This is a genomic window from Pseudomonas sp. S1(2024) (genome assembly GCF_046557535.1).
Genome location: NZ_JBKGFP010000065.1, coordinates 1 through 26,532, shown reverse-complemented (window position 1 = coordinate 26,532; position 26,532 = coordinate 1). Strand labels below are relative to the sequence as shown.

Here is a 26,532-nt window from a genome sequence, read left to right as displayed (position 1 = left end):
AAGGTTGGGGCCCGGGGGGTTTTGCTTTTTTTGGGGTTGGGGGGAGGCTTGGGGGGGGTGGGCGTGCCCGCGAAGAGGCCGGCCCTGCCAGCACAAGATCCTGGTCTACCCTTAAGCCTTCACCGGTGGTTCCTGGCTCGGTGGGTCGCCCACCGTCGGCGGCACGGTCGGTTTGATCGGCAGCTCGTCCGGCTCTTCCTCCGGTACGGGCGGCGGCAGGCTCGGGTCGTCGATGTTGGGATCGGGAGTCTCCGGTGGAATGGGAATGTTCATGGCCTGACCTCGCTTGGGTAATTGAAGAGGTGCTGCAGGCTTCGACCCCTGGCAGCTGCCGTTCGCTCAATTTTTTTGAACCCCACGCCTGTGCCCGGCTCTGAACCCTTACCGCCACCAGCCTGAGGGAGCAAGGTCCGATGTCACGAAACGAGCCCTTCGAAAGCGTGCCCATGGCCAACGATCACCCGGACCAGGCCATCAGCCTGTCCCAGGCGCTGCTGGCGCCGCGCATCGTGATCGAAGACACCCAACCCGTGCTCGAAGGCGGCACTTTCGCCGCCAAGGCCATCAGTGGCCAGCCGGTGGCGGTCAGCAGCAAGGTCTACAGCGACGGCCACGACCGCCTGGCCGTGATGCTCAACTGGCGCCAGGCCCACAGCCGGCGCTGGCATTGCGTGCCCATGCACTCGCCGGGCAACGACCTGTGGCTGGCCGAATTCACCCCCACTGAACTGGGCCCGCACCTGTTCAGCATCGAGGCCTGGATCGACCCGTTCGCTACCTACTGCCACGACCTGGAGAAGAAGTACCACGCCGGTGTCGAGGTCCGGTTGGAACTGGAGGAAGGTCGATTGATGCTGGGCAAGGGCATCGAGCTGTGCAACGGTGCCCTGCGCGAGGAGCTCCAGGCGTTGCAGCAGCGCCTGCCCACGCTTAATGCCGACGACCAGGTGGCACTGTTTCTCGACCCCGCTACCGCCCGCCTGATGAGCGACGCCGAGCACCGCAGCTACCTGGCCCGCAGCCGCGAATTCCCCGTCGATGTCGACCGCCCGGCCGCGCAGTTCGCCAGCTGGTACGAGCTGTTCCCGCGCTCGATCACCGACAGCCCCGAGCGCCACGGCACGTTCAACGATGTGCACGAGCGCCTGCCGATGATCCGCGATATGGGCTTCGACGTGCTGTACTTCCCGCCGATCCATCCGATCGGCATGCAGCACCGCAAGGGCCGCAACAACGCCCTCACGGCAGAGCCCGGCGACCCGGGCAGCCCGTATGCCATCGGCAGCGCGGAAGGCGGCCACGAGGCAATTCACCCGCAGCTGGGCAGCCGCGACGACTTCCGCCGCCTGGTGGCCGCGGCGGCCGAGCATGGCCTGGAAATCGCCCTCGACTTCGCGATCCAGTGCTCCCAGGACCACCCCTGGCTCAAGGAGCACCCCGGCTGGTTCAGTTGGCGACCGGATGGCACCATCCGCTATGCCGAGAACCCGCCGAAGAAATACCAGGACATCGTCAACGTCGATTTCTACGCGCCCGAGGCCGTGCCCTCGCTGTGGCTGGCTTTGCGTGACGTAGTGGTCGGCTGGGTCGAGGAGGGTGTCAAGACCTTCCGCGTCGACAACCCGCACACCAAACCACTGCCATTCTGGCAATGGCTGATCGCCAATGTGCGCAGCCGGCACCCGGAGGTCATCTTCCTCGCCGAAGCCTTCACCAAACCGGCGATGATGGCCCGCCTGGGCAAGGTCGGGTACGCGCAGAGCTATACCTACTTCACCTGGCGCAATCACAAACAGGAACTGCGCGAGTACTTCGAGCAGCTCAACCAGCCGCCATGGAGCCAGTGCTACCGGCCCAACTTCTTCGTCAACACGCCCGACATCAACCCGTACTTCCTGCATACCTCCGGCCGTGCCGGCTTCCTCATACGCGCTGCACTGGCCACCATGGGGTCGGGGCTGTGGGGCATGTATTCGGGCTTCGAACTGTGCGAAGGCACACCGCTGCCGGGCAAGGAGGAGTACCTGGATTCGGAGAAGTACGAAATCCGCCCACGCGATTTCAGCCAACCCGGCAACATCATTGCCGAGATCGCCCAGCTCAACCGCATCCGCCGGCAGAACCGCGCCTTGCAGACCCACCTGGGCGTGGCGTTCTTCAACTGCTGGAACGACAACATCCTGTACTTCGCCAAGCGCACGCCCGAGCGCGACAACTACATTCTGGTGGCAATCAGCCTCGACCCGCACAACGCCCAGGAGGCGCATTTCGAGCTGCCGCTGTGGGAGCTGGGGCTGGATGACAACGCCGAAACCCATGGTGAGGACTTGATGACCGGACATCGCTGGTCGTGGTACGGCAAGACCCAATGGATGCGCATCGAACCCTGGCATCTGCCTTTCGGTATCTGGCGCATCGAAAAGGCCCGCTAACGGTGGTTCGCGCTCCTACAGGGGCCAGAGCAACCAGAAATTGAAAGGAGTCGCACATGGCCAAGCGTTCCCGCCCGGCAGCCTTCATTGACGACCCGCTGTGGTACAAGGACGCCGTCATCTACCAGCTGCACATCAAGTCGTTCTTCGATTCGAACAACGACGGCATCGGCGACTTCGCCGGCCTGATCAGCAAGCTCGACTACATTGCCGAGCTGGGCGTCAATACCCTGTGGCTGCTGCCGTTCTATCCCTCGCCACGCCGCGACGACGGCTACGACATCGCCGAATACAAGGCCGTGCACCCCGACTACGGCAACCTGGCCGATGCCCGCCGCTTCATCGCCGAGGCGCACAAACGCGGCCTGCGGGTAATCACCGAGTTGGTCATCAACCACACCAGCGACCAGCACCCCTGGTTCCAGCGCGCCCGCCATGCCAAGCGCGGCAGCAAGGCCCGGGACTTCTACGTGTGGTCGGATGATGACCAGAAGTACGACGGCACGCGCATCATCTTCCTCGATACCGAGAAGTCCAACTGGACCTGGGACCCGGTCGCAGGCCAGTACTTCTGGCACCGCTTCTACTCGCACCAGCCCGACCTCAACTTCGACAACCCGCAAGTGCTCAAGGCTGTGATCAAGGTGATGCGCTTCTGGCTCGACCTGGGTGTCGATGGCCTGCGCCTGGACGCCATCCCCTACCTGATCGAGCGCGACGGCACCAACAACGAGAACCTTGCCGAAACCCACGACGTGCTCAAGGCGATCCGCGCCGAAATCGACGCCAACTACCCCGACCGCATGTTGCTTGCCGAGGCCAACCAATGGCCCGAGGACACCCGCCCGTACTTCGGCGAAGGCGAGGGCGACGAATGCCACATGGCCTTCCACTTCCCGTTGATGCCGCGCATGTACATGGCCCTGGCCATGGAAGACCGTTTCCCGATCACCGACATCCTGCGCCAGACTCCGGAAATCCCCGCCAACTGCCAATGGGCGATCTTCCTGCGCAACCACGATGAGCTGACCCTGGAAATGGTTACCGACCGCGAGCGCGATTACCTGTGGAACTACTACGCCGAAGACCGCCGCGCCCGCATCAACCTGGGCATCCGCCGCCGCCTCGCGCCGCTGCTGCAGCGCGACCGCCGGCGCATCGAACTGCTCACCAGCCTGCTGCTGTCGATGCCCGGCACGCCCACCCTGTATTACGGCGACGAACTGGGCATGGGCGACAACATCTATCTAGGCGACCGCGACGGCGTTCGCACGCCCATGCAATGGTCGCCGGACCGCAACGGCGGTTTCTCCCGTGCAGACCCGCAGCGCCTGGTACTGCCGCCGATCATGGACCCGCTGTATGGTTACCAGACCGTCAACGTCGAAGCCCAGGCCAACGACCCGCATTCGCTGCTGAACTGGACCCGGCGCATGCTGGCGGTGCGCAAGCAGCAGAAGGCCTTCGGCCGCGGCAGCCTGCGCACCCTCACGCCGAACAACCGGCGCATCCTCGCCTACTTGCGCGAGTACACCGACGCCGATGGCAACACTGAAGTCATCCTGTGCGTGGCCAACGTTTCCCGCGCCGCCCAGGCAGCTGAACTGGAATTGTCACAATACGCCGACAAAGTACCGGTGGAGATGCTCGGCGGCAGCGCCTTCCCGCCAATCGGGCAACTGCCGTTCCTGCTGACATTGCCACCCTACGCCTTCTACTGGTTCCTGCTGGCCAGCCACGACCGCATGCCCAGCTGGCACATCCAGGCCACCGAGGGGTTACCCGAATTGACCACACTGGTATTGCGCAAGCGCATGGAAGAACTGTTGGAGGCCCCCTCCAGCGATACCCTGCAAAGCGCCATCCTGCCGCAGTACCTGCCCAAGCGGCGCTGGTTCGCCGGCAAGGAAGGGCCGATCGACCAGGTGCGCCTGTGCTACGGCGTGCGTTTCGGCACCACCACCACGCCGGTGCTGCTCGGTGAAATCGAAGTGCTCAGCGAGGGTATGGCTACCCGCTACCAGCTGCCGTTCGGCCTGCTGCCTGAAGAGCAGATCAGTACCGCACTGCCGCAGCAGCTGGCCCTGGCGCGGGTGCGCCGTGCCCATCAGGTTGGCCTGATCACCGATGCCTTCGTCCTCGAGCCATTCATCCGCGCGGTGCTGCGTGCCTGTGAGGGCGGCATGCATCTGCCTTGTGGCAACGGCGAGGGCGAGCTGCGCTTCGAAAGCACGCAGCAGTTGGCGAGCCTGGCGTTGAACGACGAAAGCAGCGTGCGCTACCTCAGCGCCGAGCAGTCCAACAGCTCGGTGGTGATTGGCGACCAGGTGGTGCTCAAGCTGATTCGCCGGGTCAACCCGGGTGTGCACCCCGAGCTGGAAATGAGTGCCTACCTGACCGCTGCAGGCTTTGCCAACATTTCGCCGCTGCTGGCCTGGGTCAGCCGGGTGGACGAGCAGGGCGCGCCACACCTGCTGATGATCGCCCAGGGCTACCTGAGCAACCAGGGTGACGCCTGGGCCTGGACCCAGAACACCCTGGAACGGGCCATCCGCGACCAGATGGAGCCCTCCAGCATCGACGCCGATGCGCACACTGATGCACTGGCCGAACTCACCGGCTTTGCCGCCTTGCTCGGCCAGCGCCTGGGCGAGATGCACCTGCTGCTGGCCGCACCGACCAACGACGAGGCCTTCCAGCCGCGCCCGAGCGATGCCGACGACAGCGAACGCTGGAGTGCGCAGATCAGCGCCGAACTCACCCATGCCCTCGACCTGCTGGCCCAGCACCGCGACAGCCTAGACAGCGAAAGCCAGGCGCTGGTCGACGACTTGCAGCAACAGCGCGACGGCCTGGCCCAGCACATCGCCAACCTGACCCGCCAGGCCCAGGGCGGCCTGTTGATGCGCGTGCACGGCGACCTGCACCTGGGCCAGGTGCTGGTGGTGCAGGGCGACGCCTACCTCATCGATTTCGAAGGTGAACCGGCCCGGCCGCTGCAAGAGCGTCGGGCAAGACACAGCCCGTACAAGGATGTCAGCGGCGTGCTGCGATCCTTCGACTATGCTGCTGCCATGATCTTGCGCAGCGCGTCTGCGGTCGACCTTTCCGACCCGGCGCGCCAAGCCCGGCAACGGGTTGCCAGGCAGTACCTGCACCAGTCGCGGCATGCCTTTGTCGAAGCCTATGGCCTGGCCACCGCGGCCATGCCTCACGCCTGGCAACAGGCCGAGGGCGAGCGTGCTGCACTGGAGCTGTTCTGCCTGGAAAAAGCCGCCTATGAAATCACATACGAAGCCGAGAACCGTCCGAGCTGGCTGGCCGTGCCTTTGCATGGCCTGCATGGACTGATCAGTACCTGGGGAGAGTCATAGATGAATGCAACCACGCGTGAAAACGGCGGCCTTCGGCAACGGGACCTCGACGCCCTGGCCCGCGCCGAGCACGCCGATCCATTTGCGGTACTCGGCCCCCATGGCGATGGCGCCGGTGGGCAGGTGGTCCGCGCTTTCCTGCCCAACGCCCTGAATGTGTGCATCCTGGCCCGGCATGACGGGCGCATCCTCGCCGAAATGGAGCAGGGCAGCCTGCCGGGGCTGTTCACCGCGCACCTCGATGAGGCACACCCGTACCTGCTGCAGATCGGCTGGGCCGGTGGCGAGCAGGTCACCGAAGACCCCTACAGCTTCGGCCCGCAACTGGGCGACATGGACCTGTACCTGTTCGCCGAAGGCAACCACCGCGACCTGTCCGGGCGCTTCGGTGCGCAACCCATCCAGGTCGATGGCGTCGACGGCGTGTGTTTCTCGGTGTGGGCACCGAACGCGCGGCGCGTGTCGGTGGTGGGTGACTTCAACAACTGGGATGGCCGCCGCCACCCCATGCGCCTGCGCCACAGCGCCGGGGTGTGGGAGCTGTTCGTGCCGCGCCTGGGCGTGGGCGAAACCTACAAGTTCGAGGTGCTGGGCAAGGACGGCATACTGCCCCTGAAGGCCGACCCGCTGGCGCGCGCCACCGAACTGCCGCCGAGCACCGCATCCAAGGTGGCAGGGGCGCTCAGCCACGACTGGCAAGACCACGACTGGATGGCGCAACGCGCGCAACGCCATGCCTACAGTGCGCCGCTGTCGATCTACGAACTGCACCCGGGGTCGTGGCGCTGCGAGCTGGATGAGGCGGGCGAGGTCGGGCGCTATTACAACTGGCGCGAGCTGGCCGAGCGCCTGGTGCCGTACGTTCAGGAACTGGGCTTCACCCACATCGAACTGCTGCCGATCATGGAGCACCCGTTCGGCGGCTCCTGGGGCTACCAGCCGCTGTCGCTGTTCGCGCCCACCTCGCGCTACGGCAGCGCCGAGGACTTCGCCGCCTTCATCGACGCCTGCCATCAAGGGGGCATTGGTGTACTGCTGGACTGGGTACCGGCGCATTTCCCCACCGACGAACACGGCCTGGCGCGTTTCGACGGCACCGCCCTGTACGAATACGACAACCCCCTGGAGGGCTACCACCAGGACTGGAACACGCTGATCTACAACCTTGGCCGCAACGAAGTGCGCGGCTTCATGATGGCCTCGGCGCTGCACTGGCTGAAGCACTTCCACATCGATGGCCTGCGTGTCGATGCAGTGGCCTCGATGCTGTACCGCGACTATTCGCGCAAGGCCGGCGAATGGGTGCCCAACCGCCACGGCGGGCGCGAGAACCTGGAGGCCATCGACTTCATCCGCCACCTCAACGGCGTGGCGGCCCACGAGGCCCCGGGTGCGCTGATCATCGCCGAGGAGTCCACCGCCTGGCCCGGCGTCAGCCAGCCGACCCAGCAGGGCGGCCTGGGCTTTGCCTACAAGTGGAACATGGGCTGGATGCACGACACCTTGCATTACATCCAGAACGACCCGGTGCACCGCACTTATCATCACAACGAGATGAGCTTCGGGCTGATCTATGCCTATTCCGAGCACTTCATCCTGCCCATCTCCCACGACGAAGTGGTGCACGGCAAGCATTCGCTGATCGACAAGATGCCCGGCGACCGCTGGCAGAAGTTCGCCAACCTGCGTGCCTACCTCACCTTCATGTGGGCACATCCGGGCAAGAAGCTGCTGTTCATGGGCTGCGAGTTCGGCCAGTGGCGTGAGTGGGACCACGATGGCGAGCTGGACTGGTACCTGCTGCAGTACCCTGAGCACCAGGGTGTACAGCGCCTGGTAGGCGACCTCAACCGCCTGTACCGCGAGGTGCCGGCGTTGCATGAGCAGGATTGCCAGCCGCAGGGTTTCCAGTGGCTGATTGGTGACGATGCGCAGAACAGCGTGTATGCCTGGCTGCGCTGGAGCAGCAGTGGCGAGCCGGTGCTGGTGGTGGCCAACTTCACCCCGGTGCCGCGCGAGGGGTATCGCATTGGCGTGCCGTTTGGCGAACGCTGGCAGGAGCTGTTGAACAGTGATGCAGAGCTGTATGCCGGGTCCAATGTCGGCAACCTGGGGGTCGTGCAAAGTGACGAGATAGCCAGCCATGGGCAGCCGCAGTCGCTGGCCCTGAACCTGCCGCCGCTGGGTGTGCTGGTGATGAAGCCGGTCTGATCTTCTGCCTGTACTGGCCTCTTCGCGGGCATGCCCGCTCCCACAGGTACGGCGCCAACCTCTGGCCCTGTGCTATCCCTGTGGGAGCGGGCGTGCCCGCGAAAGGGCCGACCCTGCCTACCACCGCATCCGCACCCCAAGGCTGCCAATCAACCCGTTCAGATCATTGTCGTCCACGTCACTGCTGTAATCGGCACTGACAAACAGCGCCACCGTGGGTGTCACCCGCGCCACCAGCCCCAACCCCAGTTCCACCGTGGTCGAGTAGCGCGAGCTGGAGATCTTGTCGACCTGGTCCAGCTTCACCTCATCGGCATTGCTGAAGTCATACCACACGTTGGTCCGCACATAGGGTTCGATCGGCATGCCGCGTATTTCATAACGCCCGGACAGCCTGGCGCCGACCCGGCCGCTCCAGCTCGGCTGGCTGTCGAAGGCCTGCAAGGTCTCCTCCTGTGCCCGGCTGCCGGGGAAGAACTGCTGGTTGATCAACTGCGCCTGCGGCTCGATCACCCAGCCGCCACCCAGGCCGATGGGGATGCCGCCTTCCAGCGAGAAGGTCATCGCGTGGCCGCTGTCGTCCAGTCGCTGGCCGTTCTCGCCACGGCCATTGACGTCGATGCGCGAACCCATGGCCACGGCATCCAGGTGCCAGCCCTGTTCATGGGTCATGCTCCAGTACACCCCCAGGCTTTCACCGCTGAGGTTCACGGCGTTGCGTTGCTTGTCGCCCAACAGCTGGCGCATGCCGTTGAAGTTGGTCTGCAGGTTGTTTTGCCCCACGAAGATCCCCGCGCGGTGCACATTGCCCGCTGCAGTTTCACGCACGAACAGGTCCGGGCCGATCATCAGTTGCTGGCTGGGGGCCTCCAGCTGGTCCGGAGGCTGCGCGCTACTGCGCGCGGTGGTGGGGAAGAACTGCGCCCACTGGCTGGCGACCAGGTCCGGTGCAGCCTGCCCATGGCGTTCGCTCATCTTTTGCGAGAACGCGTTCAAGGTACCGATACTCAAGCCACTGGCGCTCACCGGGTCAAGCGTAAGCTGTGGTACTGCCGGTTGGTGCAGGAAGCCGGGCGAGGTCGGGTCGTCCTGCAGTTCATACGCGATAGTTTCCACCGGGGTTGCCAGAAGCAGCGACGTGGAAACCGCGTAGAAAATGCTTTCGAAGCGCAAGGGGTTCGAGGTGCTTTTCATGGCGGATCTCCTTTGTTTTTGTGTTACAGCCCTAGGACCTGGCCTGTTGTCACGAGCTGTACGGCAAAAACAGTGGGCGACCCAAACCAGCACGCCTGGCTTTGTGCAACGCGCACGAAGGCGCGAGCTAGAGGCCCTGCGCGAGATCATTACTGCTTGATATGTTCAGCTAAGGAGAGGGCGCCGCTTGCGTCAAGAAAGCGTGAAGGATGTGTTCAGGTTCCGTGGCTTTGTTCAACTTGTTGAATCACAAGATAATTCGGCCAGGTATAGCCAGGTTCGCTATTTGCCGTGCTGCGGCTATGAAGAATGATTGCTAAGCCTGACTTCGACCGACAACGGCAGGTGGTCCGACAGGTGCGACCAAGGTTTGTGCCCCAGAATCCGCGGCCCATGGCTTTCGGCGTTGCGCAGGTAGACACGGTCCAGGCGCAACAGCGGCAGCCGCGCAGGATAGGTGCGGGCCAGGTGGCCATGGTGGCGTTCGAAGGCCTCGTGCAGGTCACGCTGCAGGCCCAAGGTGCGGTTGCCGTGGGATTTCCAGTCGTTGAAGTCGCCAGCGATGATCACCGGGGCGTCGGTGGGCAAGGATTCGAGCAGCTTGCGCAGCAGTTGCAGCTGCTTCTGGCGGTGGCTTTCCAGTAACGACAGGTGCACGCAGATGGCATGCACCTGATGCTGGCCAGGCACGTCGAGGACGCAGTGCAGCAGGCCACGTCGTTCGGGGCCGGTGATCGACACGTCGAGGTTGCGATGTTCGATGATCGGGTATTTGGACAGCAGCGCGTTGCCGTGGTGGCCGTCAGGATAGACCGCGTTGCGCCCGTAGGCGAAGTCGCTCCACATGCTGTCGGCGAGGAACTCGTACTGCGAGGTCTGCGGCCAGCCGGGGTAGCGCGCGGCGTGGCGGTCGTGGCTGCCGAGCACCTCCTGGAGAAAGACGATGTCGGCCTGGGTGCTGCGCACCGCCTCGCGCAGTTCCGGCAGGATGAAGCGTCGGTTGAAGGCGGTGAAGCCCTTGTGGGTATTCACCGTCAGCACCCGCAGCCGCTTCACGGCCGGGGCCTGGTTGACACTGGCGAAACCTTTACTGCCGGCTTCGGGGTTCACGGTTACTCCTCAATGGCGGGTGCATGGGGGTCGTATGTCCCGGCCCTATCGCCGGCAAGCCGGCTCCCACAGGTCACGCACAGGCCCGTCGGCCAGCGGATTACCTGTGGGAGCTGGCTTGCCGGCGATGAGGCCAGTACAGGCAACCGATACACAATGGGACCGACGATGGTCCCCCGGGGTTCACTCCTCATCACGCTGCAACACCATCAGCAGCAACGATCGCCCCTTCACCTCGAACGTGCTGTCGAACTGCAGATGCTGCCCCTTGCGCAGCTCTGGCCGGTCGGTATCGACCAGGCAGCTCCAGTAATCCCCCTCGGGCACGGTCGGCAACTCGAACGGTACGATGTCATGGTGGGCATTGACGATCAGCAGCACGGTGGCCTCGGCGCCTGGCCTGGCAATGCCGCTGACCTGGGCACGGCCATCGATCAACATGCCCAGACAACGCCCGTGCGGGTCTTCCCATTGCTCCACGCTCATCTCGTTGCCATCCGGTGCCAGCCAGGTCACATCCTTGACGCCGATCGCTTCATTGTAGTCGCCCACCAGGAAGCGCGAGCGGCGCAGTACCGGGTAGGCCAGACGCAGGCGGGTGAGGCGCTTGACGAAGGCCAGCAGCTCTTTGCCCTCCTGGTCCAGATCCCAGTTCACCCAGCCGATCTCGCTGTCCTGGCAATAGGCATTGTTGTTGCCGTGCTGGGTACGGCTGAACTCATCGCCGGCGACGATCATCGGCGTGCCCTGGGCCAGCAGCAGGGTAGCGAAGTAGTTGCGCATCTGGCGCATGCGCAGGGCATTCACGGCCGGGTCGTCGGTTGGCCCCTCGACACCGCAGTTCCATGACAGGTTGTTATCGGTGCCGTCCTGGTTGTTCTCGTCGTTGTCCTCGTTGTGCTTGTGGTTGTACGACACCAGGTCGCGCAAGGTGAAACCGTCGTGAGCGGTGACGAAGTTGACCGAGGCATAGGGACGCCGGCCACGGTTGTTGAACATGTCCCCCGAGGCTGTCATGCGCGAGGCAAAGTCGGCCAGTTGGCCTTCGTCGCCTTTCCAGAAGGCGCGCACGGTGTCGCGGAAGCGGTCGTTCCACTCTGCCCAGCCCGGGGCAAAGTTGCCCACCTGGTAACCGCCCGGGCCGCAGTCCCAGGGCTCGGCAATCAGCTTCACCTGGCTCAGCATCGGGTCCTGGCGGCAGGCGACGAGGAAGCCGTGGCGTTCGCTGTAGCCGTCGTGGTAGCGGCCAAGGATGGTCGCCAGGTCGAAGCGGAAGCCGTCCACGTGCATTTCGCCGGCCCAGTAGCGCAGCGAGTCGGTGACCAGCTGCAGCACGCAGGGGTGGCTCAGGTCCAGGGTGTTGCCGGTGCCGGAATCGTTGATGTAATAGCGCTTGTCGTCCGGCATCAGGCGGTAGTACGAGGCGTTGTCGATACCGCGCATCGACAGCGTGGGGCCGCGCTCGTTGCCTTCGGCGGTGTGGTTGTAGACCACATCCAGGATCACCTCCAGCCCGGCGTCGTGCAGGTGTGCGACCATTTCCTTGAACTCGGCGATCTTGCCGCTAGCCAGGTAACGCGGGTGGGGCGCGAAGAAGGCGATGCTGTTGTAGCCCCAGTAGTTGTTCAGGCCCTTGTCCAGCAGGTGCTGGTCGTTGACGAAGGCGTGAATCGGCAGCAACTCGATGCTGGAAACGCCCAGCTCCTTGATGTGCTTGAGCAACTCGTCATTGGCCAGGCCGGCGAAGGTGCCGCGCAGTTTTTCCGGCACCGCCGGGTGGCGCATGCTGATGCCACGGGTGTGGGCCTCATAAATGATCGTACGCTCCCAGGGGATCTGCACGCGCTGGTCGCGGCCCCAGGTGAATGCAGGGTCGATCACCTTGCACTTGGGCACGAAGGGCGCGCTGTCGCGCTCGTCGAACGACAGGTCACCGTCGGGGTGGCCGATGGTGTAGCCGAACAGTGCTTCGGACCATTGCAGGCTGCCGACCAGTTGCTTGGCATACGGGTCGATCAGCAGTTTATTGGGGTTGAAGCGGTGGCCGTTCTCCGGCTCGTAGGGGCCGTGCACGCGGTAGCCGTAGACCAGCCCTGGGTGAGCGTCAGGCAGGTAGCCGTGGTATATCTCGTCGGTGTATTCGGGGAGCTCGATGCGTTCGATTTCGTGCTCGCCGGTGGAGTCGAACAGGCACAGCTCGACCTTGGTGGCATTGGCCGAGAACAGGGCAAAGTTGACCCCAAGGCCATCCCAGGTGGCGCCGAGGGGGAAGGGCAGGCCTTCGCGGATACGCGACGGGGCGACCGAGCGGGTTTTCTTCGGGGTGCGGGGGCTCATGGCGGTCCTCTAGTGGCCGTGGTGAAGGGGAGGGTTGTGTAGTCCTGTCCTGGCCCTATCGCCGGCAAGCCAGCTCCCACAAGGTCTCCACAGGTTTCAAAACCGACGCTGTACTTGTGGGAGCTGGCTTGCCGGCGATAGGGCCAGGACAGGCTTAACCGGCAGAAGGCTTTTTCACCGCCCGGGTCTTTTTCGCCACAGCCGGTTCAACCCCCGGCAGGGCAGCCACTTTGGGCTCGGCAGGCGCCTTCGGTTCAGCCGCTACCTTGGGCTTGGCCGGGGCCCGTTTGCGCGGCGCCGCCTTGGGTGCCAGTGCCTCGGCTTCGGCCAGCTTGCGAGCCATGTCCCAATGGCGGTCTTCCTGGCCGACGGGCTTACCCTCGGACTCCCAGATCTGGTAGGCAAATTCGCGGATACGTTTTTCATCAACACTCATCATGACGCTCCTGATGTTCAAGATTGTTGTATCAGCAGGTTGACCGGAAACTCCGCCAGCACGGCGCTCAACATCAGCTCCCTGCAAGAGCTGACCGCAGCACTGGGGAAAAGTCCCGTCGAGTTGGCAGGCGACAAGGCAAACGGCAGGTTTACCCGGGTGTCGTCCCAGTTCTGTGCCGGGATCAGGGGTATCGGTGCACCTGCCAGCAGGGTACTGGCCAGGCGTGGTGCGATGATGACGGCCCGTTCGCCCTCGCCAAGGCGAGCGAACGCGATCACCTTGTCGGCATGCCGACCCTGCACGGTCAGGGGCAGGTAGGCGCCACGTCGGAACAGCTCGGCATGGGCCTGGCGGCAGTCCAGCACCCGGGCGATCAGCGCCTGCTTGAGGCGGCCATCGCGCCAGTGCTCCAGCAGCTCGGCAACCGGCGTTGCATCGTCCAGGGTGCGACGCCGGCACGCGTAGTCCACGGCGCGCCGGTTATCCGGGTCGACCAGGCTGAAATCCCAGTATTCGTTGCCCTGGTACAGGTCCGGTACGCCCGGCGTGGTCATGCGCAACAGGGCCTGGACCAGGCCGTTGAGGGCACCGGGGCAGGCCAGCAGGTGCGCGGCGTCGGCCAGCGACTTGCGCAGCTGCTGGTTCTCGCCGTCCAGCAGCAGGCCATCGATGTAGCGGGCACAGGCGCTTTCGTAGGCTTCGTTCGGCGCGCTCCAGCTGCTGCGCAGCTTGGCCTCGCGCAGGGCTTTCTGCTGCCACTGGCGAATGCGTTCGGCGTACTGGCCAAGGGCGTTGACATCGTGCAGGTCGAGGTCCAGCGGCCAGCTGCCCAGCAAGGTCTGCAACAGCATCAGCTCGTCGCCGGGGCTGGGCGCCAGGCCGTCATCCAGTTGCGTGCGCAACGGCGTGGCCAGTTCGCGCCAGTGTTCCATTCGGCTGGCCAGCCACGGGCCGCGCTCGCTGAGCACGGCCAGGCGTGCACGAGTGTCTTCGCCGCGCTTGTGGTCATGGGTGGCGCTTGCCAGCAGGTTGTCAGGGAAGTCGCGCAGGCGCCGCTGGGCCTCGTTGTGGAAGTGCTCGAGCGGGGCGCTGAAACGCTCGGCGTCGAAGCCCACATCGTTGCGCGACAGCAGCCGCGCGCTGCGGTAGAAGGCGGTGTCTTCCACGGCCTTGGCGGCGCTGGGCGCGGTCAGTTGCTGGAAGCGCACGCAGGCGTGGCGCAGCTGCTTGCGCGCCCGGCCTGCTGGCAGGCGGCGCCAGGCTTGCCCGCCCAGCCATTGTTGCAGGTGCTCGAGCAGTGGCCAGTCGGCTTCGCCGAGGTCGAGGCGGGCATTGGCCAGGGCCTGCTGGAAAAACCCTTCGTCTTCTGCCGGGCGCCCGCAGGCATTGAAGTAGGTGCGATACACCGGGTAATGCGCCACCAGCGCCTGCAAGGCACGGCGAATCGCGCCCAGGGTCAGGTCGCGGGTCATCAGGTCGTTGCGCGCCACCTGCAACAGTGCCTGGGCCACCGACTCGCAGTCGCCGGCCAGACTGGCATTGAGTACCAGGTGGCGGGCCTGACGTACTTCTTCGGGGAAGTCGGGGCGTTCGCTCACATTGGCCCACAGCTCGGTCAGCGCTGCTTCGCCTGCCGGGTCGTGCTGCAACAGCGAGACCTGGTTCATGAACTCATAGCCGGTAGTGCCATCGGTAAGCCAGTCGCGGTGCAGGTGCTCGTTGGCGCCGAGGATCTTCTCCACGTAGATCGGGAAATGCTCCAGGGCGGCATTCAACGGCCGCCGTGCCAGCAGGCCATCGACCCGTCGGCGCAGCTTGCGGCAGTAACCGCGCGGGTCGGCCAGGCCGTCGATATGGTCGATGCGCAGGCCGTCCACCAGGCCGCGCTCGATCAGTTCGAACAGCTTGGCGTGGGTGGCCTCGAACACCACCGCGCGTTCCACCCGCAGGCCGCCCAGCTCGTTGATGTCGAAGAAGCGCCGCCAGTTGATGTCGTCGGCGGCGGTACGCCAGCTGGCCAGGCGGTAGGTCTGGCGTTCCAGCAGCAGGTGCAGGCGCTTGAAGCCATTCTCGCTACGGCTGTCGAACGCCACCAGGGCCGATTCGAGGTCGGCGCCTTCGCCCGCCAGGCGCGCCAGTTCAGCTTGCAGGGGCAGGGCGTCGGCCAGCGGCGTGGCCGATGCGTTCAACGCGGTGAAGCGTTCGGCCAGGGCCTTGAGCGCCGGCTCCGGGCTGAGCGCGAGAATCCAGCCATAGTCGACCGGGCAGATCGGGAAGCGGTGTTGGTAATGGGCGACCTGCAGCAGCCCATGGTGCTTGTCGAACTCAAGCGGTATCTCGCCATTTTTCAGTGCCACGCCATAGTCGCTGGCGAGGAACGGCAGCAGCAGCTGACCGGCCAGCAGCGGGTCGCTGGAGTGCCACTGGATGTCGAAGAATTCTGCATAGGGGCTGCGCCGGCCCCAGGCCAGCAGGCTCTGCCACCAGGGGTTGTCGGCACCGCCCACGGCCATGTGGTTGGACACCGTGTCGAGGATCAGCCCCATGCCGTGCTGGCGCAGGGCGGCGACCAGCCGTTCCAGCGCCGCTTCGCCGCCCAGCTCGGGGTTGACGCAGGTTGGGTCGACCACGTCGTAGCCGTGGCGCGAACCGGCGCGAGCCTTGAGGATGGGCGAGGCATACAGGTGGCTGATACCCAACTGGGCGAAGTACGGCACCAGCGGCACGGCGTGATCGAGGGTGAAATCACTGTGAAACTGCAGGCGCAGGGTCGAGGTCAGCGCTTTCATCGGTCACGCTCCCAGGCTTGTTCGCGGGCCTGGGCCAGCAGTTCCAGGCGCCGTGCGGCGTCTTCGTCGTCGAGCAGTTCACGTACCGGCCGGGCGAAGCGTCGGCGCCAGTTGGGGTGGCCGGAGGTGGTGCCCGGCAGGTTGGGTTGCTCGTCGCAACCCAGCAGGTCTTCAAGCGGTACCAGCACCAGCGGTGCGCGGGTGTGGCCAACGTAGCGAATGGCGGCGTCGATCAGCGCGTCGTTGTCCGGCAGCGTGCCGTAGTTGGCCTCCAGGGTGCGGCGCAGGCCGTCGTGCTCCTTCTGCCGCTCGTGGCGCCAGTGCAGTTCGGTGGCAGCATCGATCAGTTGCAGGCGGTGGCTCCAGTCGATGTCGCGGTTTTCCAGCCAGCCGGCCAGCGGCGCCAGGTCGTGGGTGCCGGTGGTGGCCAGGGCGTTGTCCGGCCAGTCGAGAATCGGCTTGAAATGGCCGGGCTGGGTCTGCTCGAAGGGCAGCACGCGCATGCCCAGCACGGCCTTGGCCGCCAGTTGCTCACGCAGGCCGTCCGGCACGGTGCCCAGGTCTTCGCCGAGGATGATTGCCTGGTGGCGCACCGACTCCAGCGCCAGCAGGCGCAGCAGGTCGTCCAGCGGGTAGTTGAGGTAGGCGCCTTCGCTGGGCTTGGCTCCCTGCGGGATCAGCCACAACCGACGCAGGCCCATGACATGGTCAATGCGCAGGCCGCCGGCGTGGGCGAGGTTGGCCCGCAGCATTTCGATGAAAGCGCGGTAGCCGTTGCGCTTGAGCCCTTCAGGCGAGAAGGCGCAGATGCCCCAGTCCTGGCCAGCACGGTTGAGGATGTCGGGCGGTGCGCCTACCTTCAGGCCTGCCAGCAGCTCGTCCTGGCGGCTCCAGGCCTGGCTGCCGGCACCGTCGGCGCCCACCGCCAGGTCAGCGATCAGCCCGACCGCCATGCCGTTGCCGCGCGCTGCTTCCTGGGCGCGTTGCAGGCCCCGTTCGGTCAGCCATTGGCAAAAGGCATGGAACTCGACCTTGGCCGGGTAGGCATTGGCGAAGGCCTCCACTTCCGGGTGGTACGGGTCGTGCCAGGCCTTGGGCCAGTGGCGCCAGTCGGCGCCCAGGCCATGCTCCACGGCCTGGGCCTGCAGCACCTCGAAGCGGCAATGGTGCTCCAGGGCCTGGCCACCGGCTTCGCGGAAGCTGTCGAAATCCTTGCGCAGCGGGTGGTCGCCCTGGCTGAAGCCCTGGTACAGGGCTTCGAGCAGGCGCAGGCGGGCGCTGGCGGCACGTGGCCAGTCAACCAGCGGGCCTTGCTCCAGGTCTTCCAGCTGTTGCTCCAGGCCGCAGGCTTCGATGGCCACGCGCACCTCCCGCTCGCCCAGCAGCGCGGCTGGGCTGGCGTACAGGGTATTGAGCAGCAGGCGGCTGGAGGGTGAGTAGGGGCTGTAGTGCGTCTGGTCGATGGCCGACAGGGCGTGGATCGGGCTGATGGCCAAGGCATCGGCGCCGCGTTCGGCAGCCGCGCGGGCCAGTTGTTCCAGGGCCAGGCAGTCGCCATAGCCGCCATCGCAGGGGCGGCGCAAGCTGTACAGCTGCACCGCCAGGCCCCAGCAGCGCGGTGGCGGCTGCTGCACGCGGTCTTCAAGGCTGTGGCAGCGTGGTGGGGCCACGGCCACGGTGAAGCGGCGGCTGTCGATTTCCACCTGATGGTAGCCGATGGGCAGCGCACCGGGCAGGCGGGCCTGGTCGTCAAGGCTGAGGGTGAGGGCGCTGTGGTCCTCCAGGGTGCAATACGCGACGCTGGCGGCGCTGAAGTAGCGCGCCAGTGCCAGTGGCTGGCCGAGGTCGGCGGTCAGCAGCGGCGGCAGGTGCTCACTGTCTTCGGCAGCGTCCACGGCGCGCAGGCTGGCGGCAATGGCGGCGTCATCGCTGGCCGGGTGGCCAAGGCCTTCAAGGATGTTGCGCAGTACCTCGTCGCTGACACGCTGGGGCCGGGCATTGGCGTCGATCCAGTCGCGGCTCAGCCCGACGCGGCTCGCCAGACGGTGCAGGGCGGTTTCGCTCATGGGCGCTCCTGGGCAGGGGGAAGCAGGCTGACCACGCAGCTGTATGCGGCCAGATGGGTATCGGGGTGCCGGGTGTCGCTGCTGTCGAACAGGCGGTTGGCCGGCGCGGGCAACTCGACCACCTGCGGGGTGGCGGCCAGGTTCAGGTCGATGCGCAGGGTGGTGCCATTGCCCAGGCACCAGCGTGCGGTCAGGGCCTTGTCGCCGTGTACTTCGGCACCCAGCGCACGGCTGCCCGGCAGGTGCGGGATCACATGGCGGCGGCGCAGTTCGAGCAGGTGCTGGTACAGGCCGTGCCAGCCGGCGATCACTTCCTTGCCTTGCGGGCGGGAGGCCTCGAAGGTCTGTTCGGCGTTGGGGTCGGGGATGCGTTGGCGCTGCTCGGGGTCGGCGAAGGCGGCGAAATGGGCGAACTCGCCGCGCCGGCCTTCGCGCACGGCGTCGGCCAGCTGGTCATGGAAGTCGGTGAAGAACAGGAACGGCCGGCAGCTGCCATCGTCGTCGCCCATGAACAGCAGCGGAATCATCGGCGCCAGCAGCAACAGCCCGGTGGCCGCCCGCAGCGCCTGCGGTGGGCACAGACGGGTCAGGCGCTCGCCAAGGGCGCGGTTGCCGACCTGGTCATGGTTCTGCAGGAACAGCACGAAAGCGCTGGGTGGCAGGTGCGCGCTGGGCTCGCCGCGGGGCGTGCCATGGCGGTTGGCCTGGCCCTGGAACACGAAACCTTCGGCAAGGCAGCGGGCCAGCTGGTCGATGGGGCGCTGCTGGTAGTCGGCGTAGTAGCCTTCGGTTTCGCCGGTCAGCAGCACATGCAGGGCATTGTGGCCGTCGTCGTTCCACTGGGCATCGAAGCCTTGCTCCAGCAGGAAGGCCTGGTTGTGTTCGTTCTCCAGTACCAGCCATACGTGGCGGCCCGGTTCCACCGCAGCGCGTACCCTTTGCGCCAGCTCGACCAGAAAGTCGGGCTGGTCGATGGCGTGCACGGCATCCAGGCGCAGGCCGTCAAAGCGGTAGTCGCACAGCCACATCAGGGCGTTCTGGATGAAGAACTCGCGCACCTGCGGGCGACGGAAGTCGATGGCTGCGCCCCAGGGGGTCTGCCGGTCTTCGCGGAAGAACGGGCTGGCGTACTGGTGCAGGTAATTGCCGTCAGGGCCGAAGTGGTTGTACACCACATCGACCAGCACCATCAGCCCGTGGCCATGTGCCTGGTCGACCAGCGCACACAGCTGCTCGGGGCTGCCATAGGTGTTTTGCGGCGCATAGGGCAACACGCCGTCGTAACCCCAGTTGCGCTCGCCGGGGAACTGCCCCAGCGGCATCAGTTCGACGGCACTGATGCCCAGTTCGGCCAGCCGCGGCAGTTGCCGGGCGACCCCGGCGTAGCCGTCGAGCAGGCCGACATGCAGCTCCTGTATGACCGCCTCGTGCCAGGGCCGGCCTTGCCAGGGGTGTCGCCAGGCATAGCTGGCCACATTCACCACCTGGCTCGGCCCCTGCACGCCATCGGGCTGATAGCGCGAGGCCGGGTCGGCCACCTTCAGTGCACCGTCGATACGGTAGTGGTAACGGTCACCGGCCTGGCACGGGGCCACGCCGGTGAACCAGCCATCATCGTCGGGCAACAGCTCGATGGCCGGCTGCTGCTCCAGTTCCACGCTCACGCTGCGCGCATCCGGGGCCCAGAGGGCGAAGCGCGCCGACGTGGCGTCCAGCAGGTGTGCGCCATGCCTGTGCATCTTCAACTCCCCGTTCAGTAGTGGCTGTGCTGCGCCTGCTTGACCAGGTCCTCGTACAGACGTGCATAGGGCTCCACGGCCTGGCACCAGTTGAACGGTTGGGTCATCGACAGGCAGCGCATGGCATTGAGCAGGTCCTTCTTGCCATATACATAGAAGGCGCGGCTGAGTGCCTCGCGATAGCTCTCGACGGTGGACTCGTTGAACAGGAAGCCGGTAACGCCGCACTCGATGGTGTCGGCCAGGCCGCCGGTCTTGCGCGCTACCGGCAGCGAGCCGAAGCGCTGTGCGTACATCTGGCTGAGGCCGCATGGCTCGTAGCGAGACGGCATCAGCAGGAAGTCGCTGCCGGCGAACATGCGCCGGGCATCGGTTTCGTTGAAGCCGATGCGCACGCCGATACGGCCCGGGTGGCGTAGCGCCAGTTCGCGCATGGCCTGCTCTTCTTCCGGCTCGCCACGGCCGATGATCGCGATCTGCCCGCCTTGCTCGACGATGTAGTCGGCCACACCCAGGGTCAGGTCCAGGCCTTTCTGGTAGACCAGGCGCGAAACCACTGCGAACAAGGGCCCTTCGGAGGGCTGCAGTTCGAACAGCGCGCGTACTTCCTGGGCATTGCGCGCCTTGCCTTCCCAGTCGTTGATGCTGAAGTTGTGCTGCAGGTGCTTGTCGGTGGCCGAGTCCCAGCTTTCGTCGATGCCGTTGGGAATGCCGCCGAGCAGGCCTTGCTGGGCCTTGCTGGCGAGGAAACCGTCCAGGCCGCAGCCAAATTCCGGGGTAGTGATTTCCCGGGCATAGGTGGCGCTGACCGTGGTGATGTGGCTGGCGTAGGCCAGGCCCGCCTTGAGGAACGACAGCTTGCCGTAGAACTCCATGCCTTCCTGCTGCATGGCGTGTTCGGGGATTGCCAGTTCCGGGCTGCAGCCGCGGCTGTACACACCTTGGTAGGCCAGGTTGTGGATGGTGAACAGGGTTGGCGTGCTCAGCCCGCGCCAGTGCATGTAGGCCGGTGCCAGGCCGGCGGGCCAATCGTGGGCGTGCACCACTTCGGGCTTCCAGTGGATCCTGCCTTCGCCGGCGGCGATTTCGGCGGCGGCCAGGCCCAGGCGGGCGAAGCGGATGTGGTTGTCGGGCCAGTCGCGGCCGTTGTTGGCACCATAGGGAGTGCCGTCACGCTGGTACAGCTCGGGGCAGATCAGCACATAGATGACCAGGCCGTCGGCCATGTCCATGCGCCCGATCTTGCACGGCGGCAGTGCGGCGTGGCCACCCAGTTCACCGACGATGTGGATGGGGTTGTCGCTTTCCATCACCTGCCGGTAGCCGGGGATCAGCACCCGCACATCGTGCAGGTGCGCCAGGGCACGGGGCAGGGCTGCGGACACGTCTCCCAGGCCACCGGTTTTCACCAGGTCGGCGATTTCCGAGGTCACGAACAAAATCTTGCGCTTGTTGCGGTTGTGCTGGCGCTGGGCGCCGGGTGCCTTGCCTGTCGTGGCGAAGTCCGGGGTGAGCGGTTCGCGGTTGTCCGGGTTGAATGAATCTACGTGAGGCTCGACAGCGGCACTGATCATACTTCTCTCCGTCCCTATGCTTGGCCGGGTGCTGGCACCCGTGGCGATGTTTCGTGTTGGTTCTCTCTGATTCTGGATTCTGCGTAGTGCGTTCCATGCCCCAGGGTCGTGCACGCAGGCACGGCGCGATCGGCATTCCGGCCGAAGGCGATTGGGCTGGTGGGGTATGTGGGCCGATGCTGGGAAGTCCCTTTGCGTTTGGCCTACTTAGTTCCTGACCTGCCCGCGTTCCGGAAAGTTCGACTTTTTTTCGTCACTCTTCCGTTGAGCAAATGGCGGGCCGAAACCCGAGTGTAGGAGAGAAATAGATGAAAAGGTGACCCGCTGGTCACTATTGTCATGCCGCGGAGTAGACGCAAACGTTGGCGGTTGTGACCGGATGTAAATGCAGGGGCTGGAGCGGTGGATGAGGGTCAGACGGAATGCCCCAATTCCTGCCAGTCATGCACCTTTTTGGTGCGCTTTAGGGGTGCCAAGGTCATCGCCCTCGAACAGAATGGTGCACGTGATTTCAGGAGGAATGAAAGGGGCTGTTTCGCGAACTTTCAGTATCTGTATTTATTATTTTCCTGGCTTGAATTTCTTGTGTTTCAGTGAGCAGACTCGCACGCGCAAAAGTTTGTAAGTTGATGCTTTAGGAAACTTCCTACGAAACCGTCAATACATGAAACCCATCGTTCCTGTCATGGCGGGGCGGTACGGTTTAAGTTGCTCTTCAGTCACTGCCTCATCCTCACTGTCGTCATCGGTAAAGTCCGCCAATGCCACGGATCTAGCCGGCTTGAACGTTGGCGACGGGCAATTTCATTCGACGTACTCATTTTGAAGAAAGCCAGGATGTGGTTGTTTTTTCGCCGGTAAACATGATGGCGGGTAGAGCAACTCATGAAACAGTCGGACTTTCGTTTCGGATTTCAGGCGCTCGCCGGGCGCACGGAGTTCGAAGTGGTTTCATTCAAGCTGGAAGAAGCTATCAGCCAGCCATTTGTGCTGAGCCTTGAACTTGTCAGCTACGACAGTGATGTCGACTTCGGCCAGGTGCTCGACAAGCCTGCGCTATTCACCCTTTATTGCGCAGACCGGCCACTGCGTCATGTGCATGGCTTGGTCAGTGCCTTCAGCCAAGGTGAAACCGGCTTCTGTCGCACGCGCTACCACGCTGTGGTCGAGCCGCAACTGGCCCGTGCCCGCTTGCGTTCGAACTGGCGCATCTTCCAGCAGAAAACCGTGCCGCAGATTCTTGAACTGATGTTCAAGCGTCAGGGCATTGCCCGGTTTGAGCTCAATAGCAGCGCCGATCACCAGGTGCGTGAGTTTTGTGTCCAGGCGGGGGAAACCGACCTCGACTTCATCCATCGCCTTGCCGCTGAAGAGGGCTTCGTCTACCGCTTTGCACACTGCGCCAGGCACCACACGCTGATCGTTACCGATCGCCTGCTATCGCTTGGGTTGCTCAGCCGGGGCACGCTAAGGCCCGTAGATGATGAAGCGCTTTGGCTGGATGAAGATGATCTCGGCCCCGACAAGGTGCTGTACCACGCCAGTAGCGGTGGCGACCAGGCCCGTGCTTGCCTGCGGCGTTTGCGCTACTGCGAGCAGGTGCGTACTGCGCAGCAGGTGCAGCGCGACTACACCTTCACCAACCCGGCCTATCGCCAGGAGCACAAGGCCCAGGCCAGCGGAATCACGCACCAGTCGCTGGACTATGAGTTTTTTGATTACCCGGGGCGCTACAAGCGCGATGCGGTCGGCAAGCCCTTCACTGAAACGCGGCTGACGGCGCTGCGACATGACGCCCGCCTGGCCGAAGTACAGGGCGATGACGTGCGCCTGCAGCCAGGCCTGAGCTTCACCCTCGTCGGCCACCCGCGCGAAGACCTCAATGTGCACTGGCGCGTGATCAGCCTGTGCCACGAAGGTACGCAGTTCACCAGCCTGCAGGAAGAAGCCGCCGGCGCCGGACAAGGTACCCGCTATGTGAACGATGCGCTGCTGGTGGAAGGCATGGCCGAATGGCGCCCGGCACCCTTGGCCAAGCCGCGCATCGATGGCCCGCACATGGCCACCGTGGTCGGCCCGCCGGGCGAAGAGATTTTTTGCGACCAGTGGGGGCGGGTCAAGGTCAGCTTCCCCTGGGATCGTGAAAGCAGCAACAACGAATTCAGTTCCTGCTGGGTGCGGGTGTCGCAAGGCTGGGCCGGTGGCAGTTGGGGTTCGATGGCCATTCCGCGTATTGGCCAGGATGTGATTGTCCAGTACGTCAATGGCGACCCTGACCAGCCGATGATCACCGGGCGCACCTACTGCGGTGACCAGCTGCCGCCTTACGACCTGCCCGAACACAAGACCCGCATGACCATCAAGAGCCAGACCCATAAAGGCGATGGCTTCAACGAGTTGCGCTTCGAGGACGAACTGGGGCGGCAGGAAGTATTCATTCATGCCGAGCGCGACCAGAACAACGTCGTGAAACACAACGAAACCACGCTCATCGGCAATGATCGTAGCGAGCGCGTCGAGCATGACGAAGTGGTGCACATAGGTGGCAACCGCAGTGTCAAGGTCGGCGCCAGCAAGAGCGAAACGGTCGCCCTTGGCAAAGTCGAAAGCATAGGCCTGGGCAAGTCGTTGGCCGTTGGCGGGGCGTTGAGCGTGATGGTTGGCCTCGAGGCCAGCGAGCAGGTCGCGCAGGACAAGCGTGTGCAGGTCGGCGGGCAACTGCGGGTCGATGCCAATGACGATGTGTCGATCACCAGCCATCACGGCCATGTGCACATCGATAGCCGAACGTCGCTGACCCTGAGTTGCGGCGGGGCCTTCATCAAACTGGGTGATGGCCGCATCGAAATCGGTTGCCCCGAGCCTCTGCTGTTGCATGCCATCGCCCAGGTAAAGGCGCCTGCACGTTACGGTGAGCCGCCTGCACCGTCGCAGGAGGAAATCGAGTTTCGCCTGGTGCATGCCGACGGTACGCCGATTGCGGGCACGGCCTACGTGGCGACGTTGTCCGATGGCACCCAGCGCCAGGGTATGGTCGACCAGAACGGCTATGCCCGCCTGGCTGGCGTTACCCCCGGTTGCAGCGCCCAGGTGCGCTACGAGGTTGGCCAAGGCTCGCTGCAACTGACGACCGCAATCGAGCCGGATGCTGCCTTGCAGGCATTGCTTGGCGGCTGCACCTCGGCAGGTGGCCAGCCATGAACTCCGCTGCTGACTGGCTGGATGAAGCGGTGGAAAGGGTGGCAGGCGGCTTTGGCTGGCTGCGTGACCTGGTGCTGGGCGAGTTTGCCGAGGAACGGCCACTGAGCGTGGTCATTGCCGACATGCTGCTGTCGTTGGTGCCTGGGGTGGTGATCGTGCTCAGCGCCCGTGACCTGGCCGCAGTCTGCCTGCGCTTGGGCAAGCGCTACACGGCGGATGACAGCCAGGCAACGGCGCAGCCGCCACAGTGGCAGGAGTGGGTGCTGCTGGTTGCCTGCCTGCTTACCTTGATCGCGCCGATCATCGGTGCCGTGGTGGGGGCGGTGGGTACCCCCGTGGGCTCGGTGGCAGGTGCATTGGTCGGCCAGGAAGCGGCAGCGTTTCTGCGAGGTTTGTGCCTGCTGCTTATTCGTGAAAGCCAGATCATCTTGCGGACCGTGGTTGCGTTTCTTGGCAAGTTCACCCGCGGCAGCGTGGAGTTCTGGCTGCGCCAGGTCAGGTTTACGAGCTATGAAAAGGATTTGCTGGCCTATCTGAACCAGTTCTTGACCAAGGTCATCGCGGCAACGGCAAAGCTTCGCAGCTACCTGGGCAACTGGCCCTTCAACCAGGCGGCCGCGCACCTGTTGGTGCGGCTGCAAGCCATGGAAGCGCAGTTCTACGCGGTGCAGGTGCATGCAGTGCGGGAAATCCCACGGGCGTTGATGCACCTCGACGCCAGGCTAGCCAAGGTGCTGGAACAGGCCAGCGATCTGCCCGCGCAGGTTGCGCAGGCCGGGGTGCATGCGCCTAAGCCGGTGCCCATGGCGATGAGTGGTGGGCGGGTGACTTCTGGCATTGGCATGCGTCCGCGTTACCTCGAGCGCCCCGAAGGTGCGCTCGGCCCGCCAGTGCCCACCTCTGCGGCAGCTGCCACGCATGGCGCCAATGTGCACGTGTTCGATCATTCCACGGCGACCCGGACGCAGAAGGGCATTTATGGGGAGGTGGTCAGTGATCAGTACATGCTCGGCAAAGGCCATGAGAACCTGCTGTTGGCCGCTCGTGGGCCTCGCAGCCTGCAAATGAAACCTACCGGGCGCGGGCTGGATGGCGTCTATCGTAATGCCCATCCACCGCCGCCGTTCATCATTACCGAGACCAAGTATCGAACGGGGGGCGCGTTTTCGCCGGGTAGTTTGCCGGTTACAAAGGGGAGTAAGGGGTTTCCGAGTGCCAGGCAGATGAGTGATGCGTGGATTCGTCCAAGGCTTTCCGAAAGTTTGGGGAAAGAACAGGCAATGAATATTCGCTCGGCTGGATATGAGCGTTGGTTGATAACCGTAGATGAGAAGGGTGCTGTAACCCATATAGTCAAGCTTGATGGGCATGCGAGATCTATAGGTGATGTAATTCAGTAGGGGCTGAAAATGAAGAAATTTGATGAAATCAAACGTGAGCCTTTGCTGCAAGAGACAGCCTATCTGGACTCTGTTGATTTTTGGAAGAAATACTATGTGGAGCTAAAGGCTGAAGAGTTTCTAGCGTTGGAACGCCCAGATTACGTAAATGTTGAAGGGTTGAGTTGGGATTGGTGCTTTGAATCTCTGGAGTTGCTGGTAGCACTTTATTCGGGGGGAGAGCCCGTTGAGGCGCTTGAGTTTTATGTGAATCACATGTTTTCCCAGTTTCAACGTCACAAGCAGGCTTATCCGGCTTTCAGCTTGAAGTTGTGGGAGCCTGATGCCTATCAGTACACACTCTGGCTTCTATCGTTTGCAGTGCTGTTCAACAAGCCCGGGCGCATCAGGCAAATCGCAGGTTTTTTGAGTGAGGATCCAGATGACGGTGAGGACATCCTGTTGCGGCAACTGTTTTCCCGTGTGGGGGTGACGATCCCTGGGAGTACGTTGATTCATGAGCGCCCCTACCATGAATTGCTCAATGCCGTAACTACCGAGAAGGATGAGCAGCAACAGGCAGTGCGTAGTTACCTGAAGCAGTGGTATCGCGGCATGCGCAACTGTTATTGGCATGACCGGCACAAGGCACGAAGCGATGCGGGTTTCTTTGGCTATTGGGCCTTT

General features: G+C 64.2%; 15 protein-coding genes. 6 read left to right on the top strand and 9 right to left on the bottom strand.

Annotation, left to right across the window (positions count from 1 at the left end):
- Positions 1-111: 111 nt before the first annotated feature.
- Positions 112-273 carry a hypothetical protein gene (locus tag ACLCGK_RS17890; protein WP_015271006.1) on the bottom strand — a complete coding sequence of 54 codons (162 nt, stop codon included), beginning with the start codon at positions 271-273 and terminating at the stop codon, positions 112-114.
- A 140-nt stretch (positions 274-413) separates the two neighbouring features.
- Between ACLCGK_RS17890 and ACLCGK_RS17885 the strand changes: the two genes are divergently transcribed.
- Genes ACLCGK_RS17885 through glgB form a run of 3 tightly spaced genes read left to right on the top strand, consistent with a single transcriptional unit; the run spans position 414 to position 8,017 of the window.
- Positions 414-2,432: an alpha-1,4-glucan--maltose-1-phosphate maltosyltransferase gene (locus ACLCGK_RS17885; protein ID WP_410952580.1), complete on the top strand. Its 2,019-nt coding sequence runs from the start codon at positions 414-416 to the stop codon at positions 2,430-2,432.
- Positions 2,433-2,488: 56 nt separating this feature from the next.
- A complete protein-coding gene (treS, locus tag ACLCGK_RS17880) occupies positions 2,489-5,806 on the top strand; it encodes a maltose alpha-D-glucosyltransferase (protein WP_410952579.1) in 3,318 nt (1,105 codons plus the stop codon).
- The gene (gene glgB, locus ACLCGK_RS17875) at positions 5,807-8,017 is read left to right on the top strand and encodes a 1,4-alpha-glucan branching protein GlgB (protein WP_367244566.1); all 2,211 of its coding nucleotides are present in this window, start codon (positions 5,807-5,809) and stop codon (positions 8,015-8,017) included.
- 117 nt (positions 8,018-8,134) lie between these two features.
- Here glgB and ACLCGK_RS17870 read toward each other — a convergent pair whose 3' ends face one another.
- The 8 genes from ACLCGK_RS17870 to glgA all read right to left on the bottom strand — a co-directional run bounded on the left by ACLCGK_RS17870 (position 8,135) and on the right by glgA (position 21,265).
- Positions 8,135-9,211: an autotransporter domain-containing protein gene (locus ACLCGK_RS17870; RefSeq protein ID WP_367244567.1), complete on the bottom strand. Its 1,077-nt coding sequence runs from the start codon at positions 9,209-9,211 to the stop codon at positions 8,135-8,137.
- Positions 9,212-9,511: 300 nt separating this feature from the next.
- Positions 9,512-10,321, bottom strand: a complete 810-nt coding sequence (locus ACLCGK_RS17865) for an endonuclease/exonuclease/phosphatase family protein (RefSeq protein WP_013973332.1) — start codon at positions 10,319-10,321, stop codon at positions 9,512-9,514.
- A gap of 183 nt (positions 10,322-10,504) precedes the next feature.
- Positions 10,505-12,658 carry a glycogen debranching protein GlgX gene (gene glgX / locus ACLCGK_RS17860; protein ID WP_085720525.1) on the bottom strand — a complete coding sequence of 718 codons (2,154 nt, stop codon included), beginning with the start codon at positions 12,656-12,658 and terminating at the stop codon, positions 10,505-10,507.
- Between the two features lie 154 nt (positions 12,659-12,812).
- The gene (locus ACLCGK_RS17855; RefSeq protein WP_367244568.1) at positions 12,813-13,097 is read right to left on the bottom strand and encodes a DUF2934 domain-containing protein; all 285 of its coding nucleotides are present in this window, start codon (positions 13,095-13,097) and stop codon (positions 12,813-12,815) included.
- A 14-nt stretch (positions 13,098-13,111) separates the two neighbouring features.
- Positions 13,112-15,886: a malto-oligosyltrehalose synthase gene (locus ACLCGK_RS17850; RefSeq protein ID WP_410952578.1), complete on the bottom strand. Its 2,775-nt coding sequence runs from the start codon at positions 15,884-15,886 to the stop codon at positions 13,112-13,114.
- A complete protein-coding gene (malQ, locus tag ACLCGK_RS17845) occupies positions 15,883-17,952 on the bottom strand; it encodes a 4-alpha-glucanotransferase (RefSeq protein ID WP_410952577.1) in 2,070 nt (689 codons plus the stop codon). Before malQ ends, ACLCGK_RS17850 begins: the two co-directional genes overlap by 4 nt.
- Positions 17,949-19,691, bottom strand: a complete 1,743-nt coding sequence (treZ, locus tag ACLCGK_RS17840; RefSeq protein ID WP_038409969.1) for a malto-oligosyltrehalose trehalohydrolase — start codon at positions 19,689-19,691, stop codon at positions 17,949-17,951. Before treZ ends, malQ begins: the two co-directional genes overlap by 4 nt.
- A 14-nt stretch (positions 19,692-19,705) precedes the next feature.
- The gene (glgA, locus tag ACLCGK_RS17835) at positions 19,706-21,265 is read right to left on the bottom strand and encodes a glycogen synthase GlgA (protein ID WP_013973326.1); all 1,560 of its coding nucleotides are present in this window, start codon (positions 21,263-21,265) and stop codon (positions 19,706-19,708) included.
- An 885-nt stretch (positions 21,266-22,150) separates the two neighbouring features.
- Between glgA and ACLCGK_RS17830 the strand changes: the two genes are divergently transcribed.
- From ACLCGK_RS17830 to ACLCGK_RS17820, 3 genes are all read left to right on the top strand, one after another.
- A complete protein-coding gene (locus tag ACLCGK_RS17830) occupies positions 22,151-24,466 on the top strand; it encodes a type VI secretion system Vgr family protein (protein ID WP_367244571.1) in 2,316 nt (771 codons plus the stop codon).
- Positions 24,463-25,866, top strand: a complete 1,404-nt coding sequence (locus ACLCGK_RS17825; RefSeq protein WP_410952576.1) for a hypothetical protein — start codon at positions 24,463-24,465, stop codon at positions 25,864-25,866. The genes ACLCGK_RS17830 and ACLCGK_RS17825 overlap by 4 nt, the downstream gene beginning before the upstream one ends.
- Positions 25,867-25,875: 9 nt before the next feature.
- A partial coding sequence (locus ACLCGK_RS17820) for a PoNe immunity protein domain-containing protein (RefSeq protein ID WP_410952575.1) occupies positions 25,876-26,532 on the top strand: 657 nt, incomplete at its 3' end.

Bases quoted from the DNA above. Each gene is read 5' to 3' on its own strand.
- ACLCGK_RS17890 (WP_015271006.1), bottom strand. From the start codon at position 273: ATGAACATTCCCATTCCACCGGAGACTCCCGATCCCAACATCGACGAC.
- ACLCGK_RS17885 (WP_410952580.1), top strand. From the start codon at position 414: ATGTCACGAAACGAGCCCTTCGAAAGCGTGCCCATGGCCAACGATCAC.
- treS (WP_410952579.1), top strand. From the start codon at position 2,489: ATGGCCAAGCGTTCCCGCCCGGCAGCCTTCATTGACGACCCGCTGTGG.
- glgB (WP_367244566.1), top strand. From the start codon at position 5,807: ATGAATGCAACCACGCGTGAAAACGGCGGCCTTCGGCAACGGGACCTC.
- ACLCGK_RS17870 (WP_367244567.1), bottom strand. From the start codon at position 9,211: ATGAAAAGCACCTCGAACCCCTTGCGCTTCGAAAGCATTTTCTACGCG.
- glgX (WP_085720525.1), bottom strand. From the start codon at position 12,658: ATGAGCCCCCGCACCCCGAAGAAAACCCGCTCGGTCGCCCCGTCGCGT.
- ACLCGK_RS17855 (WP_367244568.1), bottom strand. From the start codon at position 13,097: ATGATGAGTGTTGATGAAAAACGTATCCGCGAATTTGCCTACCAGATC.
- ACLCGK_RS17850 (WP_410952578.1), bottom strand. From the start codon at position 15,886: ATGAAAGCGCTGACCTCGACCCTGCGCCTGCAGTTTCACAGTGATTTC.
- malQ (WP_410952577.1), bottom strand. From the start codon at position 17,952: ATGAGCGAAACCGCCCTGCACCGTCTGGCGAGCCGCGTCGGGCTGAGC.
- treZ (WP_038409969.1), bottom strand. From the start codon at position 19,691: ATGCACAGGCATGGCGCACACCTGCTGGACGCCACGTCGGCGCGCTTC.
- glgA (WP_013973326.1), bottom strand. From the start codon at position 21,265: ATGATCAGTGCCGCTGTCGAGCCTCACGTAGATTCATTCAACCCGGAC.
- ACLCGK_RS17830 (WP_367244571.1), top strand. From the start codon at position 22,151: ATGAAACAGTCGGACTTTCGTTTCGGATTTCAGGCGCTCGCCGGGCGC.
- ACLCGK_RS17825 (WP_410952576.1), top strand. From the start codon at position 24,463: ATGAACTCCGCTGCTGACTGGCTGGATGAAGCGGTGGAAAGGGTGGCA.